The following is a 19404-nucleotide window of genomic DNA, read 5'->3' on the forward strand; positions in this document are numbered from 1 at the left end:
GCCGGCACTTATTACAACCACTCACCGAAGCGGCGAATATAGAAACGCTTCATCAGCTGCGCCACCACGCAGTAGCTGACCAAGGTACCTGCCAGCCACGGGAAGTATTCCCACGGCAGCGGCTGCAACCCGACCAGTGCGCCCAGCGGCGAGAACGGCAGGTAGATACCCAGCCCCATCACCAGCGCCGTGGTCAGCAACACCGGCAGCGCGGCGGTGCTCTGAATAAACGGGATCTTCTGGGTGCGCAGCATATGCACCACCAGGGTTTGCGACAGCAAGCCTTCAATAAACCAGCCGGACTGGAACAACGCCTGATGCTCTACGCTGTTGGCGGCGAAAACAAACCACATCAGCGCATAGGTAGTGATATCAAAGATGGACGACGTTGGCCCAATCCACAGCATAAAGCGGCCAATGTTTTTCGCATCCCACTTGCGCGGCTTGCGCAGGAACTCTTTGTCCATCTTGTCCCACGGCAGCGACAGCTGAGAGATATCGTACATCAGGTTCTGGATCAGCAGGTGGATCGCCAGCATCGGCAAGAACGGAATAAAGGCGCTGGCCACCAGCACCGAAAACACGTTGCCGAAGTTGGAGCTGGCGGTCATGTTCAGGTACTTGATGATATTGCCGAAAGTCTCCCGTCCCTTGATAACCCCCTCTTCCAGCACCATCAGATTTTTTTCCAGCAAAATGATGTCTGCCGACTCTTTGGCGATGTCCGTACCGGTGTCGACCGAAATGCCCACGTCGGCATCGCGCAGCGCCGGCGCATCGTTAATGCCGTCGCCGAGAAACCCGACGGTATGGCCATTCGCCTGCAGCATTTTCAACACTCGCGACTTCTGCAGCGGCGTCAGTTTGGTGAAGACCGTGCGCTGTTCCACTTCTTGCGCCAGCGTGGCGTCGTCCATCTGTTCAATTTGCGGACCGGAAAGCGGTTCACCCGGCTCCAGGCCAACATCGCGGCAGATTTTGCAGGTGATCACCGGGTTATCACCGGTCAAAACCTTAATCGCTACGCCGTTTTCCTGCAGGGCGGCGATCGCTTCCTGTGCGCTCTCCTTCGGTGGATCGAGGAAGGTCAGAACGCCCTGGATCACCATATCGCGTTCATCGATAATACTCAGCGGCAGAGCATTTTTCTGTTCGCCCAGATCTCGCGTTGCCAGTACCAGCACGCGGAATCCCTCTTCGTTATATTGAGCGGCAAGCGCCTGCAACGCCTCACGCCGAGCCTGATCCAGCGGTAAAATCTGCTGCCCATCGCGAACATGGGTGGCAATTTCGAGCATTTCCTCCACCGCCCCTTTGCAAATCAGGCGTTGTTGCCCATTTTCATCCGCCACCACGATCGATAAACGGCGGCGTATAAAATCAAAGGGCAACTCATCGACCTTGCTGTAGCGGCCCAACGCCTCGATGCCCGGCTTGCCGCGACCAAAACGGATCACCGCCTGATCCATCAGGTTTTTCATTCCGCTCTGGTGGAAGCTGTTCAGCCAGGCCAGGTGCAGCACTTCATTGTCTTTGGTCCCGCTGGCGTCCAGGTGGTGCTCAAGGATGATGCGATCCTGCGTCAGGGTGCCGGTTTTGTCGGTGCACAATACGTCCATCGCGCCAAAGTTCTGTATGGCGTTCAAACGCTTGACCACCACTTTGCGCCGCGACATGGCGATAGCGCCCTTCGCCAGGTTGGAACTGACGATCATCGGCAGCATTTCTGGCGTCAACCCAACCGCCACCGCCAGGGCAAACAGCGCGGCTTCGCTCCAGTCGCCTTTGGTGAACCCGTTGATCAACAACACAATGGGCACCATCACCAACATAAAGCGGATCAGCAGCCAGCTGACGCTGTTCACCCCGCGATCAAAGGCGGTTTGTGAACGGGTGCCGACAATCGACTTCGCCAGCGAGCCAAAATAGGTGCGTCCTCCGGTTGCCACCACCACCGCCGTGGCCGTCCCACTGGCGACGTTGGTGCCCATCAGGCAGATGTTCGACAGCTCCAGCAGCGCATGTTCGCTGGAAACTTCGTCCTCACTCGATTTTTGGCTGACGTTGCCCATAACGTCGTATTTCTCAATCGGGATCGCCTCGCCGGTCAGAATGGCCTGGCTGATAAACAGATCGCGCGACGCCAGCAGGCGAACGTCCGCCGGTACCATATCCCCGGCAGAGAGCTGAATAATATCGCCCGGCACCAGTTCGCGGATCGGGACTTCCAGCGTCAACGGATGTGCACTGTAGCTGCTGCGGCGCATCACCGTTGCGGTGGTTCGCACCATCGACTTCAGCGTCTCCGCCGCCTTGTTGGTGCGGTATTCCTGCCAGAAGCGCAGCAGCCCGCTGAGTGACACCATCACCAGAATGATGATGACACCGGTGAGATCGGTTTCTTCACCGCGCCGGGCAGGCAGCCAGTAATCGGTAAAGAAACTGATCGCAGCCAGCACCATCAGTACATAGATAAACGGGTTATTAAAGGCGCTGAACAACTGCACCAACGCGTGCGGAGCCTTCTCATGTGCAACCTGATTAATACCAAACTGCGTCAGGCGTTCATCAACATCCTCCTGGGTTAATCCATTACGGTTGCATTTTAAATTTGCCAGCGTCTGGTCAACGCTGTTTTTCGCCTCTTGTGCGATGGCGTATGGCGTCGATTTTTTATCCCGGCGACGTACGGTTTCATTAATATAGGTCATAATGCAATTCTCTTATCTTACTCTGCGCACAGGGATACCCCGCCTGATTAACAGGTGAATAAGCACAGAATGGAATTTATTTAGTTGGCGTGATTAACGCGAATTATTGCCGCGTCGTGCACGCTGAATAATTAAGCTTTCGGGGTCACCGTCCATGACGCCTCCTTATCACTGAGTACAGTGAAACATTAATGACTTATTAGACAGGCAATTCAGAAGCGATACGCCAACGTACAGCACTGACGCTTTTTTCCAGACTGACGCGACAGACAATACCCTCAATCTCTTTTTGCACCGAAGGGTTAGCGGTTATTTCCGCGCAAACCTCCAGCTGGCCGGGAATAGCAATATCGGCACTGCGCAATGATTGTAATCTTAATGCCACGCCATTTAGCGCCTGTAATATCAGGGTGCGTACCAGTATTTCGTCCTGCTCGCCGCAGGTGACCTGTATGCGGTAGCACACCTCCAGATCGGTCGCCTGTTGTTGCGGCTGCAGATTGATGCGCTGCGCCGCTTCGCGCAGCAGAATATTGGCGCACAGGATCACCAGCGTCGCCAGAACCGCGTTCCAATACTGCCCCAGGCCGCACAGCACGCCTATTGCGGCTGAGCACCAGAGCGTGGCCGCCGTATTAAGGCCGCGGATATTCAGGCCTTCACGCATGATTACCCCGGCCCCCAAAAAGCCGATGCCAGAGACAATTTGTGCCGCAACCCGGCCGGCGCTGGAAGGGTCGGTAGACATGGAGCTGAGGATAAATACCGCCGCCCCGGTCGCCACCAGTGCATTGGTACGCAGGCCGGCCATACGCTGGCGCCATTGCCGTTCTGCGCCAATAACGGCACCCAGGCTCATCGCCAGTAATAAATTTAAAACAAAAGGAGTCATAGCCATGACTTTCCCCTTAAATAACCACAGGAGATAAAATCATGTGCTTTTTAGCACACGCGAAATCGCGCCGATAATAAATCAGCGATTGAGCGTATAAGTGCCAGGAGGGAATAGGCTGTGGCTGCAAATAACCATAATTACGTCCAAATCAATTCACCCGATGCCATTTGGCCTCAGGAACAACAGTCAGATTCGGGTTTGCACAGCTCGGAATAACCAGAGAGGGGTGCTGCCCGCCGTTTTCGGCAAGCAACTAATCAGAAGAGGATTGGTCAGCTTGCCTTATTTATATCACTGCAACTAAAACTGTCCAATTGTGTTTCCTCTTTGAAATTTTGGCTGAGTATAGTGACGCAGAGTGACGATGTAAAGGCGAATTTATTAAACGGAAATTAAACTCAATAACCCCAATATTTGATGAGTCACACGATTATAACTTATTGGCATTGGGCAATTGGCTAATTACCGATAAGCTTGAGCTTCAACAGGACAATCATCCTCAAGGACACGCATTCAATGAACCTGCTTCGCCTTTCCATCAGCCTCGCCCTGCTTGCCGGTTTTCCCGCTCAGGCCCTGCTCTTGCAACAGGGCGAAACGCGTTTCGATATCGATCCTGCCACGCTGCAAATCGTTGCGGGAAAAAACCAGGTTAACCAGGCACTGGCTGGGCAAACCGTGGCTGAACTGCAAAGCACATCGACGCAGGCAAGCTGGCAATGGCCCAACAGCGCCATGCAGGTTACCGCCAGATTGGAGGGTGCCGATCTGCGTTTGAGTTTCAGCAGCAAGCGGGCACAAACCCTGAACTGGTTCAGGCTGCCGTCGCAGGCAACGATCCTGCTGCTGCCGATTGGCGAAGGGAGCCGCATCCCGCTGGACAATCCCGTCTGGCGGAATTATCTGGTCAAGGAAATGACGCCGCTGGATACCAACTGGGATCTGAAACTGCCGCTGTGGAGCCAGCAACAGCAAGGCAAGGTCTACAGTTGGTTGCTGCTAACCCCATTCAGCAACCAGGTAACCTTCGCCAGCGCAGGAAAGGGACTCGCCATGCGCAGTAGTCATGAGTTCAACCGCTTTAATCAGCAGCAGGCTTTCGAGGTGCTGCTGCACGTGGGAGACACGCCGCTGTCCGGCCCGCGCCGTTACCGTGAATACCTGCAACAAAGCGGTCAGTTCAGCAGCCTGCGAGATAAAATCCGCATCGCGCCGGAAGGCGAAAAGCTGATTGGCGCTACGCACATTTATCTGTGGGGCGACAAACTGCTGGCGGCGAACGACGTGAAAGATTGGCCGGGTTTGTTGGCCTGGCTTATCACCCCCAAGGGTGAAGTTCTGTGGCGGAAAATGGATGCCGATAGCCAAAAAACCGTGCGCACGCTGGCGGAAAAAACGCCGCAGGGCTGGCAACAGCAAGCGCTGATTGATGCCCTTAATCAGGCGCTGGTGACACTGACACCGCTCAAGGCGACGCCGGATGACGCCGACTTCTTATCGGCGCAACGCCAACAGGCCGCGGATATCCGGGCATTGGCGCAACGGCAACTCGGGCCCTATCTGACTGCGCCGGAGAGCTGGGGACAGGGGCTGGCTAGCCCCCTGGTCGAGTCGCTGCAGCGCGCCGGCCTGTCTCGGCTGTGGTTGGGTACCGACAACTGGACCGCCGAGTTTCTGCACCCGCATGCGGTAGAAAGCGCCAAAAAAGCGGGATACCTGATCGCCAGCTACGATTCTTACGACACCGCCATTCCACGTGGGGTCAATGACAGCTGGTTAACCGCCCAACTGCCGACGTCCCTGCGAGAAAAGTGCGCCATCGTGCGTGCCGACGGCAGTAAGAAACCCGGCTTCGGCAAACAAGGCTACTACCTGAATCCAGGCTGCGTACTGCCTTACTCTCAACAGCGGATGACCGAACTGGTGCGACTGGCCGGGCTGAACAGTCTGTTCCTTGACGTTGACGGCACCGGGATGGTCTCTGACGATTATCAGCCCAACCACCCGACCGGTGCCGAGCAAATGGCGCAGGCTCGCAATGCGCGACTGGCCTGGTTCAGCAATACCCTTCGCCTGCCGCTCGGCTCCGAAGATGGCAATGCGGTGACCGCACGCCACATCATGTTTGCCCACGGCATGGAAACCTGGGGATTTGGCTGGGGCGATAAGCAGATGAATCACGATAAGTCCTCCCCTTATTACCTGGGTGCCTGGTGGCCCAATGCCCAACCGGCCTTCTTCTTCAGCCCGGCCAAGGTGAAGGAACCCTACCGCACGGTGGAATTCGATCCGCGCTATCGCCTGCCCATGTATCAGGCGGTGTTCCACGACGCGGTGATCAGCAGCCACCACTGGAACTACGACAACCTGAAATTCAGCGATGTCAAAACTACCCGCAGCCTGCTGAGCCAGCTCTACAATACCGCGCCGATGTTCCATCTCAGCCGTGCCACGCTGCAGGCGCGCCTGCCGCAGATCAAACAGGCCGACGCCGCCTTCCGTCCGCTGCATCAGGCCCTTTGGGATAAAGCGCTGATCGATTTCCGCTGGTTGGATAAAGCCGGGTGGGTCCAGCAAACCACCTTCAGCGACGGCACCACGCTGACCGCCAATTTTGGCGAGCAGCCGTTCGACGGCATAGCCGCCCAGAGTCTGCGTGCCAAACTGGCGGACGGTCGCACCCTGAACGTTACGCCATAGCAACACCGGTCGGGGTGAACTACGCTAGGTTCAGTCCCCTGACCGTCACCGCTGGAGTTGATAATGGATAGCCTTACTCAAACGCTGCTCGCAGAGATCGGGCAAAGCTTTGGTCACGACGCCTTTTCGACGGATTCGGTGACGGTCAGCGGTGAAGGTGTGCTGAGCAGCGCATTCCCGGTCAGCGAATTGGCGACCGCCTGCTGGGCCGCCGCCGGGCTGGCCGGCGCCAGACTGCTGCAACAGAATCGCAGCGCAGCACCGCAGGTGTTTGTCGATCGACGGTTGGCGTCCTTATGGTTCGGCTGGACGCTACGCCCGCTAGGTTGGTCATTGCCTGCGGCCTGGGACGCGTTGGCGGGCGATTATGCCACCAGCGACGGTTGGATCCGCCTGCATACCAATGCACCGCATCACCGTAAAGCCGTAGAGCAAGTGCTCGGTCCGCATCAGGATAAAAATGGGTTGTCGCAAACGGTGCTGGCATGGAAAAAAAACGAGCTGGAGCAGGCGGTGATAGAGGCCGGTGGCTGCGCGGCGCAAATGCTTTCTGTCGAAGCGTGGCGGCAGCATACCCAGGGTAAAAGCGTTGCCCTGGAACCGCTGATCCATCAGACGCAACTTCAGGAAGCTGCGACGCCAGTCTGGACGCTACCCAACGCCAGGCCGCTGCACGGCGTACGGGTGCTGGATCTGACGCGGATTATCGCCGGCCCGGTAGCCACCCGTTTTCTCGCCGGTTTAGGGGCGGACGTATTGCGTATCGATCCCTACGGCTGGGACGAACCGGCTGTTGAGCATGAGGTGATGCTCGGCAAACGCAGTGCACGATTGAACCTGACCAACGCCCACGATCGCCATACCTTTGAACATCTGCTGAAAAACGCCGATGTTATCGTGCACGGATATCGCGCCGGAGCCTTGGAAAAGCTGGGTTATGGCGCGGAACAACGACAGGCTTTATCTCCGGGATTGATCGACGTCTGCCTGAATGCCTACGGTTGGAGCGGCCCGTGGCGCGGGCGGCGCGGTTTCGACAGTCTGGTACAGATGAGTTGTGGTCTGGCAGAGGCGGGCATGACGTGGAAAGGCGCCCCTCACCCCGTACCCTTGCCGGTACAGGCGCTGGACCACGCCACCGGTTACCTGATGGCCACGGCGGTGCTGCAGGGCATCCGCCAACGTCTGCAAAATGGCACCGGCTACAGCGCCCGGCTGTCGCTGGCCCGAACGGCAGAGCTGCTGTTGCGTCATCCGTACCCGCCACAACATCCGGGAAAACCACTGGCGCCGCCGGTCGATGCAGATGAAAACCCGGAAACCGAACTGACCTGCTGGGGCCCGGCGCAACGTCTTAACCCCGCGTTATGGCTCAATGGCACCGCGCTACTTTGGGTACTGCCGGCCACCCCGCTCGGCCGCTCGCAACCGGTCTGGCTACGACGCTGAACTCAGGCCAATTGACGCTGCAACCAATGTAACAAGGCTTCAACCGCCGGCGTCAACCCGGGGTTTTGCGGCCAGACCAGATAAAAATCAACCGGTTCAAGTTGCCGAGCCGCAGCCAACGCCACCAGTCGGCCCTCGGTCAGCGCATCGCTCACCAAAAGTCTTTTCACCAGCGCGATACCAAATCCCTGTTCGGCCGCGCGGATCAACAAGCCAGCGTCATTGAACGACGCCAGAGGCCTGCCATACTCCCTCTGCTGATGCACCAAAAACCAACTGCGCCATGGCGTAACATCATGCTCCAGCAGCGGCATGCCTGGCGTACCATCGTCGAAGGCCGCCTGCCATTGGCGCGCCAACGCAGGGGTTGCGACCGGCACCACCTCTCCCCTGGCAATAAGTTGCGCCTGCATATCCGCCCATTGCCCATTGCCAAGACGAATAGCCGCATCAAAACCTTTGCGCGTCAGATCCTGCACCGCCAGCGAGGCATCGATATCCAACGTAATATCGGCGCAGGCCGCGTGAAAAGACGACAACCGCGGCATTAGCCAGTAATGAGCGAAAGAAGGCAAGACGCTGATACGCAGAGCCTGACTTTGCGCAACGCGCCTGACCCGGCCAATCCCCTGTTGCAATGCTTCCAGCGTTGGTTCGGCCACCGCCAACAGCTCGCGCCCGGCAGCGTTCAGACGCAGCCCCCTCCCCTGCCGTTCAAACAACGGACAGCCCATCGCCTGTTCAAGCTGCTGGATCTGCTGACTGACGGCACCGTGGGTAAGGTGCACCTGCTGGGCGGTCGCGCGCAGGTTCTCTAGCCGGGCGGCAATTACAAAGGTCGGCAGAAAGTGTAAAGGAATACGCTCATCGAACATTGGTTAGCCCTGCTATCCAAAAAGGGTATTTTTCATCGATTTTCGCGCCAAAGTAAAGGGTTTAGGATGTCACTATTCCCCCTTACGTCTGGAGTTATCGATGCACCCACGTTTGCAGCAAGACCTTGACCAGTTTCCACAGATCCTCGATCACACCCGTCAGTTGGCCGAAACGTTTCTGGGCGGCATAAAACAGCGCCCGGTTTGCCCGCCCTTGGATGCACAGCAACTTCAGCCGGATGATGACCAACTGGCCGAAGGTGGCAAGGGCGCGATCGCGGCACTGGACCACTTCTGGCAGCGTTATGCCGAGGGGATCTCCGCCAGCGCCGGGCCACGTTACTTTGGCTTTGTGACCGGTGGAGCAACCCCGGCGGCACTGGCGGCGGATTGGCTGGTTAGCGCTATCGACCAAAATAGTCAATTGAGCCAGGATACCGTTGCCGCAGCGATTGAATTGGCGACGGTAGACCAGCTAAAAACCTTGCTGGGGCTGCCGGAAACCTTCAATGGCAGTTTTGTCAGCGGGGCGACCATGGCTAACTTTGTCGGTATCGCCATCGGTCGCCAATGGCTCGGCCAGCAACGCGGTATTGACGTCGCCGAACAGGGGGTTGCGGCACTGGGCCCCGTACAGGTGCTGTCGGCGAATCCGCATGCCAGCAGTGTGAAAGCGCTCAGCATGCTGGGGATCGGTCGTGATGCGCTGAAAATTATCGACTGTCTTCCCGGCTCCGAAGCTATAGATCCGGCGGCGCTGGAACGGCATCTGGCTAGCAGCGTCGGCATACCTACTCTCGTCCTGGCCAGTGCCGGCACGGTGAATACCGTGGCCTTCGACGACCTGCAGCAGTTATTGGCGCTGCGGGAACGTTATCCATTCTGGCTACATGTCGATGCGGCCTTTGGCGGCGTGGCGGCCTGTTCACCGCGCTATGCAGCGCGCCTGGCTGGCTGGCAGCAGGCGGATTCCATCACCGTTGATGCTCACAAGTGGCTGAACGTCCCTTATGACAGCGCCATTCAATTCAGCCGTCATCTGGCCTTGCAGATGCAGGTGTTCCAAAACCATTCGGCCTATCTGGAAGCCCCCACGTTACGGCCGGACAACTATCTGCATCTGACCCCTGAAAACTCGCGGCGCTTCCGGGCACTCCCTTTATGGATGGCGCTGAAAGCCTATGGCCACAGCGGCATGCGGGATATGGTGGAGCGAAATGTCCAATTGGCGCAGCTTTTGGGCACAGAGCTGGCGGCCAGCGAAGACTTTCATCTGCTGGCGCCGGTCAATTTAAACGTGGTGTGCTTTGCCCTGAAAGACAATAAAGGCGATGCCGTTGCAGCACGCGACCGTTTTATCGCCCGCCTGGATCGGCACGGCATCGTGCGTTGTACCCCTACTCGCTACAATGGGCAGCCGGGGATCCGTGCTGCGCTGGTCAATTGGATGACGCAGGAAAGCGATATTCATTTAGCATTGGAATCGATGCGTTATTGTTTGCCAGAACCTTGCTGATAGGGAAAAATCAAGGGTGTTTCCTGCGTGGGTCGCTCTATTATTACGGTCGTCACCATGCGGCCGTAAACCTTTATCAATAATTGATAATTTACAGCCCTGTTGCGAAAGAAAATAGTTCAGTAAAACCAATTAATCACTCACTGACATTTTTCACATTGGTTGAAATAGCACGAATAATCACACCAACCTCTTGTTATATCGTCACTTTTCTTAACAAAAAAACGCGTTAATGTTAACTCTATGTGATTATTGATTATCGCAAGTGATAAAAAATGGAAGAATTATCATTATCAAAAACAAGAGAATAACAGATAACATTATGATAATATTATTAAAAATAAAATCATACAAATCAGAGTGTATTTCTAAAGCTCAATAAATAGGCTAAAAAATGTTAAAAAAACAACACATGAATTTTTTTTAAGAATTTTCCTAGCAATCTAATATTTCGTTTCGTGACATGATGGGTTGAATCAATGACAAAAAGACCAGCAGGCACGCGGTTCAAGCCCAAATTGGCGTTACCTCACAGCAATTCCTGCGCCAGCAGATTATTCTGACTTAAGCTAAACTTATAGATTCACAGTGTTAATTAGTTTAGTAATAAAATATCGTTGAGTACAGCCGTGTTTATTGATAGAACACTGCTTCTACGTGAATTTTTTGTGCTTTTTATTTGCCTTTAAGGCTTCAGGCTTTTTCTTTTTGTTACCGCGGTAAAACGGATTTAAGTGGGGGTGAGATATGCCAACGATCATTATGGATTCATGCAGCTATACCAGATTAGGTTTGACAGACTACCTGACAACACACGGAGTAAAAAAACGCCAGATTAATGCCATCAATGATATCGACGACCTGCATGAAAAATGCAGCAAGTTGAAACCCAGCCTGGTATTTATAAATGAAGACTGCTTTATACACGAAGCGAACGCGACGGAACGTATAAAGGGGGTGATTTCACTGCACCCTGACACCTTATTCTTCATCTTTATGGCCATCACCAACGTACATTTCGACGATTATTTATATGTTCGTAAAAATGTCATCATCTCGTCAAAATCCATCAAACCAGAGACTATGAATCAACTACTTAGTCACTATCTGGAGAAAAAAGCGCCTCGTACCGAGAAAACCTCGTTTGACCAGACTCCGGTTACCCTTAGCCAAACTGAGTCAAACATGTTGCGCATGTGGATGTCAGGCCAGGGCACTATCCAGATCTCCGACCAGATGCAAATTAAGGCCAAAACCGTCTCTTCCCATAAGGGAAATATCAAAAGAAAAATTAAAACGCACAACAAGCAGATTATTTACCATGTTGTTCGTTTAACCGACACCTTAACCAGTGGAATATTCGTCAATAGCCGCTAGGTAAAAGGTTTGTTGCTTACTCTGCAAACGTTGGTTTTAAATGTCTTTCAGCGTGCCCTGCTGGATACCACGCATTTAAATAACCTAAATACCTGTTCGCGACGATACTCTCGGCCGCGACGGGTATTCCCGCATTAAAAGACCGAGTATTCTTCCCCCTCCGGAATAATTCCCTCACGGAAGTTTTGCAGATTAAATTAATGCGCCAGAGAAGTATTGGCTCGGTATCAGACTATGACCTGGTTTCCGTCTGCCTAAGCTCAACAAAGGTCCCATCACGGCTGTCAATCTCGTTGAAGAACCAGACACCGGCAGGATAGTCCGGCAAAGAGACCAGATACATAATCCCTTCATTAAACTCTTCTACCGCCAGGATCACCCCTTCACGCCGCTGTATGCCATCCGTCTTTACGGTGACCAGATCGTTCACTTTCATGCCGTACCCCATCATTTATCATTGATGTCAGTGTATTACAAAATGCGGTGAGAAAAATACTGCGCCGACAGGGAATTCGCCACTCGACTGTACGGTTCTCACTAAAGCGTAGCAGTCCACCAGACCCTCAGCTTTTCACTTTCTTAACGTTTTGTCCGCAGAATCTTAAGCGCACAACGGTTAGTCTGTTTCCTGGTGCTTCCCCCCAGAGAAGTATCAGCAAATGAAGAAGTAACAAGGAACTTTTGCCCGCAGACTTGCGGGCTTTTTTTGCCTGCGCCAAATTACAGGCACAAAAAAACCCGCCTTGGCGGGTTTTTGTTAATCAGCAGAAGAGCCGATTAGATAGCGGTAACGTTAGCCGCTGACGGACCTTTAGCACCGTTCTCGATAGAGAACTGTACGTTCTGGCCTTCAGCCAGGGTCTTGAAGCCTTGATCCTGGATAGCAGAGAAGTGTACGAACACGTCTTTGCTGCCGTCTGCTGGAGTGATGAAACCAAAACCTTTAGACTCGTTGAACCACTTCACTTGACCTTTGATCATGTTAGACATGTCTAATTCCTTCAATATTAAATGTAAGCCACCATGGGCAAGATATAGCCGGTCATCAGTTACTTATGGAGGCACTAGAAAGGAAATTCGTCAGTGAAGTGCTATCTAGGATAACGCTTTAAATTTGAACTACTTTACTCAAAATGTCGTGCATAAATAGGTCTGTACCACAGGCCGAGAAGCATTAACTCACGATGGGACTTTAATAGCAACTCTTTTTGTTTGCCCCTCTGTGGAAACGGGGCCAAATGCACAGGATTTAACCCATTTTGCTTGTTTTTTGGTCACTTCTGGCTCTGCTTACCCGATAATGGGGGTAATCGGCTGCCGCAATATTTGCAAAATATCGCCTCTGTCTCATGGCCACCTCGTTGACATTGTTCACAATTTCGCCTTTCACGACTGCGCTGCAGTTCTTGCGACATGTAAGCCGTCAGAATCCCGGTCGGCACCGCGATGATTGAATAGCCCACCAGAATCAGGACAGAGGTCAATAATCGGCCCAGCGGAGTATGGGGGACGATATCGCCGTAGCCTACGGTGGTCAGCGTGACGACTGCCCAATAGATAGACGCCGCCAGGCTGGTAAACCCGCCGCTACCGCCCTCTATCGCATACATCAAACCGCCAAACACGCACAACACCACGGCGACAAAGCCAAAAAACATTGCCAGCTTATGGCGCGCCAGCTTGATGCTGCGCCAAATCATGCCCATTTCGCTCATGTAACGCAGCAGTTTCAATACCCGCAATACCCGCAATACCCTCAGGACACGCAGCAGCATCACAAATTCCACCGTCATATGCGGGAACAACCAGATGATGTACAGCGGCAGTACCGTCAACAAATCGACCATGCCGAAAAAGCTCAGGGCATAGTGCTGCTCACGCGGCGTACTCCACAGGCGTAACAGATACTCGAGAGTAAAAATGAAGGTAAATACCACCTCCGCCCAAAAGAACAGATAAATGGCCTGCCGACCGGGCGCGTAAAGGGCACTGCCCCCTGGTTCGAGGAACAACAAAATCACGCTCAGCAACGCGGTAGCGACCCAAAAGGTTTCCATCCTGCGGCCGATACGCGAATGGTTGTCGAACAGCAGCCGATAGCTGCGCTGGCGTAAACTGAGCGCCGCAGTGTCAGTGGTCATAGTCCAATGTCTTATAACGGGAAGTTGCTCATATACTAGACCTGAACCTGAACGCCGCCAACTCTGGCACCGGCCCCTCAGAGGTCACAAATGATAGTAATTCTCGTCTGACTGTTTTATAGTTGCGCAGCGTAACTATAAAGGGAGATTGACCATGCTTAGAGGGCATACGCTGGCAGCATTTTGCTGCACCACGCTGTTAATATTGAGCGCCCCAGCCCAGGCGCTGGATCTTTCCTACAAGGCACCTGAGCCCAGCATCAAACCCGCGCCCGCGCCCAAAGCCGCGCTCGGCCCCGCGGAAAAAACCGCCAAGGCGCCCGTGGTGTGGTCAGAAACAGAAGAGAAAACCGGTTTTCGGGTCGATCTGGAATGCGATCACCCCGGGTGTAGCCAGAAGCGCACCAAACCGTATTCATCGCTGAACAGCCCGGTGAAAAAAACCGACCGCCGTCGCCAGTCTGATCCCTATTCCACCAATCAGGATCCCGAGTACAGCGTGAACATGGGTTATCAATGGTAACCACGCTTTAAGAGTTATCCCTATATCTGCGCAAACGCGCACTTTATATAATGGTCACCTGTTCACCACTCCTCCTGGTGCTGGACACAACAAGCTGTGTTGCAATTTTTTATGCGCCTCCCTATAGGCGCTTTTTTTATGTCTGAATACCAGTCCGTTCCGCCCTTACAGAATGGTCTCATTGCGGCATAACGTGATAGCTGTCACAAATAACCGCTCTCAAGCCACGCTTTATCGGAGGTTGGCCAGATGGCGACTGAATATTTATCTTTGCTGGCAGTGTTAGCCGGCATCGCAGGTTTCGCACTGTATAAACACTTTAAATCACAGAAGAAAAGTACTTTGCTGCGTCCGCACGATCGTTGACCCAAAAGTGGCCGGGGTACGGCATCGACGCTGTGCCTCAGGCCACACAACTGCGCTCTGTCATTTTTTTATCACAAAATTGTCACAATATAGCCATATCATGGTCGGCGATTATCCGCACTGGCTCAACACCAAGGATTTCGTTATGACCACCATGATTAAAGCAACAAACCACCAGGAAGCCGAAAAGCTGATCCGCTACGGTACGGCGAAAAAAATCGAACTGGCCTATGATATCGACAGCGATGATTTTTTCCAGCTCGCCAGCCTGTGGTGTGATAGAGGTGCCAAGATTTCCAAAGGTAAAGAACACTTTATCGTCTCGCTAAAAGGTTTTCGCATCCCGCCAAATGATTGATGTTATGCCGCCCTTGCGGCGGCGCCCCCTTCCCCCGAAAAAATCGCCCTGTGAGCTACACTCTCTCCTTAGCATTTCAGTAAGATAAATCATCAATTACTGCAGCTGGTTACCTAGATGGGTCACTGCGCCTGAATGCCAACCGAGGAGAATCGTCATGTCTGCGAACCCGCAACTGCCCAGCACCATGAAAGCCATTGAGATCAGCCAGCCCGGCGAACCGGAAGTTTTGGTTGTCGCACAGCGGCCGCTGCCGTCCCTGCAACAAGGGGAGATCCTGGTGAAGGTCGCCGCCGCCGGGGTTAACCGCCCTGACGTGTTGCAACGCCGCGGCCAATACGCACCGCCTCCCGGCGCATCGGATATCCCGGGCCTGGAGATCGCTGGCGTGGTGGTCGCCACCGGCGTCGGCGTGCAAAATTATGCCGTTGGCGATAGCGTCTGCGCCCTGATTGCCGGTGGCGGCTATGCCGAATACTGCAAGGTGCATGAAAGCAATGCGCTGCCGGTCCCCAAAGGATTTAGCCTGGTCGAGGCAGCAGCCATTCCGGAAACCTTCTTTACCGTGTGGGTCAATGTGTTCCAGCGCGGCAACCTGAAAGCTGGCGAAACCGTTTTGATCCACGGCGGCACTTCCGGCATTGGTACCGTCGCCACCCTGCTGGCGAAAGCTTTCTGTGCTCATGTGATTACCACCGTTGGCTCGGAAGAGAAGCGTCAGGCCAGCCTGGCCTTGGGGGCCGATGTGTCGATCAACTATCGCGACGAGGATTTTGTCGAGCAGACCCGGCATGCAACTAACGGCAAAGGGGCTGACGTGATTGTCGATTTGATCGCCGGCGACTACCTGGCGAAAAACTACCAGGCGGCAGCGATGGATGGCCGCATTGTGCAAATCGGCACCCAGAATGGCGTGGTGAAGGAGTTGAACCTGATGCCGCTGCTGCTCAAACGTCTGACCCACACCGGTTCCACGCTGCGTTCGCGAAGCGTTGAAGACAAAGCGGGTATTGCCGCCGATTTGCTGCAAAAGGTTTGGCCATTGCTGGATCGCGGTGCGTTAAAACCGCAGATCTTCAAAACCTACCCGCTGGAACAAGCAGCCGAAGCCCATGCGTTGATGGAGTCGAGCCAGCACATCGGCAAGATCATGCTGACCCTCTAATCTGTGCCCCGCAGCCTAGGCTGCGGGGCCTGTTTCATCTGCCTGGCGTATGCACGTCTTCAGGCGTTGAGTCGGTACTGTCTAACTTTTCCTGCGCCAGCGCTTCATCTTCGCTGTCTTTCTCCAGGCTTTCCTGCTGCGCCCCCTGCTGCGGCGAATACACCAACTCCACCATAATCGGGAAGTGATCTGAACCGACGCTGGTCAACCGACGCAGCGATCCGAGCACGAAGTCATCACTGTGAAACACGTGATCCAATGGCCATCGCAGGAACGGATAACCGGCATGAAAGGTGCTGAACATACCCCGGCCGCGGCGCGGATCCAACAGACCGCTGACTTTAAGGAACAACCGGGTGGTGGTCGACCAAGCCACGTCATTCAGATCGCCGGTCACAATCACCGGAAACTCCGATTTGGCCGCACTTTTCCCGACCATCACCAGTTCGGCGTCGCGGTCTTCCGATTCCTCGTTTTCAGTCGGGCTCGGCGGCATCGGGTGAACGCAGTGCAGGCGCACCTGCGGCCCATGCGGCAAATGCACCATCATGTGCATCGACGGGATCTGTTCATCGACCAGATACTGTATCTGCGCATCGCTGAGTTTCAGCCGCGAATAAACGTGCATGCCGTACAGATTATCCAGCGGGCATTTCAACGTGTACGGGTAATCCTGCTCCAGCACCGAGAGCTGCTGCTCCCACCAGCAGTCGGTTTCCACCGCCACCAGCACGTCCGGACGCTCGGTCGCCACCAACGCCAGCAGCTTATCCGCCTGGCGATTGGGTGTTAACACATTGGACACCAGAATGCGGATACGCGGCTTTTTTTGATAGCCGGTAAAGTCCAGCACCTGCGGTTTGCTCAACCGGGTGTAAGGGTAAATCCAGGCCGCCTGGTAAACCACACAGGCCAGGTTCAGCGCCATCATGCCCCACACCCAAGGCGACAGCGGCACAAACAGCAGATTCAGCAACAACACCAGTAGCGAAAGCGCCAGTATCTGCAGGCGGGGAAAATCCCACACCCGAATCCACCAGGCTGCATGCTTTGAAAGCGGCGCAATAGTCACCAGCGCCAGCAAAAGCGTCAGTATGGCGGTAATCCCTGTCACGTTTATTTCCTCATTCTCATCGGCCTGGGCCTGTCGGGATGACGGCCTCTTGGCTGCCGTATCTGGCGGCAGCCAAAGATTGCCATAAAAAACCTATCCCCCGCCAGCGGGCTTAAGGAATAATCTTGCGACGACGGAATTCGTCAAACAGTGCGAACAGCATCGCTTCGGTGTCGACAAACTGATGAAAGCCAAAGCGGCGCGCCTTGCTGCCGTCGGCAAACATGTCGTAATCCCACGAGAAAACAAAGTCGGCGAAACGCCAGCTCGCCACAGCGCGATAATCCGCTTCGGCCAGGCCATGCTGCTGCGCCAGCGCCTGCCACAACTCGCTTTTGTCTGCCATCACCGACGTCAGCGGCATAGGCAGCGGCGGCGCCACTTCCAAACCAAAGTAGCCGGCAATTTTCGGCCACATCTCACTCCAGCGAAACAGATCGCCATTGTTGATATTAAACGCCTGATTGGCCGCCGCCGGTTCCGTCGCAGCCCATAGCGTGGCGCGCGCCAGCAGACCCGCATCGGTCATTTCCAGCAGGCTGTGATAGGCCCCCGGCTTGCCGGGGAATCGCAGCGGCAACCCCAGAGACTTGCTGATGGAGGCATAGACCGCGATAGTCAGGGCCAGATTCATCGGATTGCCGAGCGAGAAGCCCCCCACCACGCTGGGCCGGATCGCGCTCCAACGCCAATTTTTGCCCTGCTGACGCCGTTCAAGATAGCTCTGCTGCTCAAGATTAAACTCCGGCGGCATGTGCCCGGCATCGCTTTCCCGCGCCGGCGTCTTGAACGGCCCCAGATGAGCGCCATAAACTTTATAGCCCTGCATCAGGCTGATGTGCTCCAACCCTTGCGCTACCGGCTCCAGCGCCTCCACCACATTGGCCAACATCGCCAGATTCGGTGCAACCAGCCCCGCCCAGTCCGGCGCATCCTGATAAGCGGCATAGAAAATATGGCTGACCTCGGTTAGCGGGCGCAAGGCATTGCGCGTCGCCTGAGCATCCAACAGATCGACCGCCACATAGCGCACTTGCGGCCGGTCGACGCCCCCGCGTCGTGACAGGCCAACCACCGGCCAACCTTGCCGTTCCAGTTCTTCAATCAGCTTGCCGCCAATCACGCCGTTAGCCCCGACTACCAACGCCAGTTTTTCATTTTGCATAGGTCACCCCGCTCGCTTTTGTTTGAGGCCTTCACTGTGAGTGATTAGCAAAGCTTGCGGTAGAGGCGTAGTGTTACTAACACTTATAAGTAAAACCTATAACTGGAGCGCTGATGGACAAGCTGAACGCCATGAAGACTTTCATGCGGGTCGCGGAACTGGGCAGCCTCTCGGCAGCGGCCCGCGACTTGGGCCTGACGCAGCCGGCGGTCAGCCAGCAGATTACCGGTCTGGAACAACAACTGGGCGTGCAGTTGCTGTTTCGCAGCACCCGCTCCGTCACGCTGACCGACGCCGGCGGCGGCTATTATCGACAAATCAAACCGATTCTGGCGGCGGTGAGTGAAGCAGAGGAAGCGCTGCACGGCATGCAGCTGCGCCTGCAGGGCCCCTTGCGCATCCATGCCCCAACCGGCTTCGGTCAACAGCACCTGACGCCGCTGGCGATAGCTTTTCAGCAACAGCATCCGGAATTGAATATCGAACTGTTGCTCGACGATCGCCGGGCTGACGTGATCGGTGAAGGTATCGACGTGGCAATCCGCTTTGGCGAAATAAATACGCCGGGCACGGTGGCGCGCCGGCTGGGGGAATTACAGCGTATTTTAGTGGCTTCCCCGGCCTATCTGGCAGCCCAGGGCGAGCCGCAAACTCCCGCAGAGCTGGCGAGACATCCGCATATCCGCTATAGCGGCTTGAGCGACGGCGATGCGCTGACCTTACTTGGCCCTCAGGGTGCCGAGGTAGTGAACCTGCGCCCGGTCTTTCGCGCCAACAATACGTTTTCGCTGTTGGCGGCCATCGAATCAGGATTGGGTATTGGCGGAGCACAGCGCCCGCTGATTGGTCGGCAACTGGCCAACGGCAGCCTGGTACCGGTGTTAACGGCCTGGCATTATCCGCCGATGGCGCTGCATGCGGTTTACCCCGCAGCGCGGTTTATTCCCGGTAAAGTCCGGGCCTGGGTAGATTATTTGCTGGCGGCGTTGGGGAGTATTGAGGGAATTAGGGTGAACAAAGCCCCCGACAAGGTGCCAGGGGCATAAAGA

The 19404-nt window shown here is 55.1% G+C and carries 16 protein-coding genes; 8 read left to right on the top strand and 8 right to left on the bottom strand.

Annotated elements, in window-relative coordinates:
• Positions 1–11: 11 nt before the first annotated feature.
• On the bottom strand, positions 12–2711 hold the full coding sequence (mgtA, locus tag EBA31_RS16315; RefSeq protein WP_046373219.1) for a magnesium-translocating P-type ATPase: 2700 nt from the start codon (positions 2709–2711) through the stop codon (positions 12–14).
• A gap of 199 nt (positions 2712–2910) precedes the next feature.
• Positions 2911–3609 carry an MgtC family protein gene (locus tag EBA31_RS16320; RefSeq protein ID WP_044552178.1) on the bottom strand — a complete coding sequence of 233 codons (699 nt, stop codon included), beginning with the start codon at positions 3607–3609 and terminating at the stop codon, positions 2911–2913.
• A gap of 513 nt (positions 3610–4122) precedes the next feature.
• Here EBA31_RS16320 and EBA31_RS16325 point away from each other — a divergent pair.
• Together EBA31_RS16325 and EBA31_RS16330 are read left to right on the top strand one after the other, a co-directional pair.
• Positions 4123–6306: a glycoside hydrolase gene (locus tag EBA31_RS16325; RefSeq protein WP_122079730.1), complete on the top strand. Its 2184-nt coding sequence runs from the start codon at positions 4123–4125 to the stop codon at positions 6304–6306.
• A 63-nt stretch (positions 6307–6369) separates the two neighbouring features.
• Positions 6370–7755, top strand: coding sequence for a CoA transferase (locus EBA31_RS16330; RefSeq protein WP_122079731.1), 1386 nt, complete (start codon positions 6370–6372; stop codon positions 7753–7755).
• Between the two features lie 2 nt (positions 7756–7757).
• Here the strand turns inward: EBA31_RS16330 and EBA31_RS16335 are convergent, their stop codons facing one another.
• Positions 7758–8630, bottom strand: a complete 873-nt coding sequence (locus EBA31_RS16335; RefSeq protein ID WP_122079732.1) for a LysR substrate-binding domain-containing protein — start codon at positions 8628–8630, stop codon at positions 7758–7760.
• Positions 8631–8730: 100 nt separating this feature from the next.
• Between EBA31_RS16335 and EBA31_RS16340 the strand changes: the two genes are divergently transcribed.
• On the top strand, positions 8731–10146 hold the full coding sequence (locus tag EBA31_RS16340; RefSeq protein WP_122079733.1) for a pyridoxal-dependent decarboxylase: 1416 nt from the start codon (positions 8731–8733) through the stop codon (positions 10144–10146).
• A 747-nt stretch (positions 10147–10893) separates the two neighbouring features.
• Positions 10894–11523, top strand: a complete 630-nt coding sequence (rcsA, locus tag EBA31_RS16345; RefSeq protein WP_122079734.1) for a transcriptional regulator RcsA — start codon at positions 10894–10896, stop codon at positions 11521–11523.
• Between the two features lie 232 nt (positions 11524–11755).
• On the opposite strand, the gene dsrB is transcribed toward rcsA, so the two are convergent.
• From dsrB to EBA31_RS16360, 3 genes are all read right to left on the bottom strand, one after another.
• Entirely contained in the window at positions 11756–11959 is a 204-nt protein-coding gene (gene dsrB, locus EBA31_RS16350) for a protein DsrB (protein ID WP_122080645.1), read from the bottom strand.
• A 341-nt stretch (positions 11960–12300) separates the two neighbouring features.
• Positions 12301–12513: a transcription antiterminator/RNA stability regulator CspE gene (gene cspE / locus EBA31_RS16355; protein WP_004946278.1), complete on the bottom strand. Its 213-nt coding sequence runs from the start codon at positions 12511–12513 to the stop codon at positions 12301–12303.
• A 284-nt stretch (positions 12514–12797) separates the two neighbouring features.
• Entirely contained in the window at positions 12798–13664 is an 867-nt protein-coding gene (locus EBA31_RS16360) for an ion transporter (protein WP_122079735.1), read from the bottom strand.
• Between the two features lie 154 nt (positions 13665–13818).
• Between EBA31_RS16360 and EBA31_RS16365 the strand changes: the two genes are divergently transcribed.
• The 3 genes from EBA31_RS16365 (at position 13819) to EBA31_RS16375 (ending at position 16076) form a co-directional block, all read left to right on the top strand.
• Positions 13819–14187, top strand: coding sequence for a hypothetical protein (locus EBA31_RS16365; protein WP_122079736.1), 369 nt, complete (start codon positions 13819–13821; stop codon positions 14185–14187).
• Between the two features lie 511 nt (positions 14188–14698).
• A complete protein-coding gene (locus EBA31_RS16370) occupies positions 14699–14911 on the top strand; it encodes a hypothetical protein (protein ID WP_041415483.1) in 213 nt (70 codons plus the stop codon).
• A gap of 157 nt (positions 14912–15068) precedes the next feature.
• Positions 15069–16076 (top strand): NAD(P)H-quinone oxidoreductase, encoded by a 1008-nt coding sequence (locus EBA31_RS16375; RefSeq protein WP_048760352.1) that lies wholly within the window; start codon positions 15069–15071, stop codon positions 16074–16076.
• Between the two features lie 34 nt (positions 16077–16110).
• On the opposite strand, the gene EBA31_RS16380 is transcribed toward EBA31_RS16375, so the two are convergent.
• Positions 16111–17190 (bottom strand): endonuclease/exonuclease/phosphatase family protein, encoded by a 1080-nt coding sequence (locus EBA31_RS16380; RefSeq protein WP_122079737.1) that lies wholly within the window; start codon positions 17188–17190, stop codon positions 16111–16113.
• 112 nt (positions 17191–17302) lie between these two features.
• The gene (locus tag EBA31_RS16385) at positions 17303–18355 is read right to left on the bottom strand and encodes an SDR family oxidoreductase (RefSeq protein ID WP_122079738.1); all 1053 of its coding nucleotides are present in this window, start codon (positions 18353–18355) and stop codon (positions 17303–17305) included.
• A 113-nt stretch (positions 18356–18468) separates the two neighbouring features.
• Here EBA31_RS16385 and EBA31_RS16390 point away from each other — a divergent pair, with 113 nt between their 5' ends.
• The gene (locus EBA31_RS16390; RefSeq protein ID WP_122079739.1) at positions 18469–19401 is read left to right on the top strand and encodes a LysR family transcriptional regulator; all 933 of its coding nucleotides are present in this window, start codon (positions 18469–18471) and stop codon (positions 19399–19401) included.
• The last annotated feature ends 3 nt before the right edge of the window (positions 19402–19404 follow it).

The organism is Serratia sp. P2ACOL2, from assembly GCF_003691565.1.
Taxonomy (GTDB): domain Bacteria; phylum Pseudomonadota; class Gammaproteobacteria; order Enterobacterales; family Enterobacteriaceae; genus Serratia; species Serratia liquefaciens.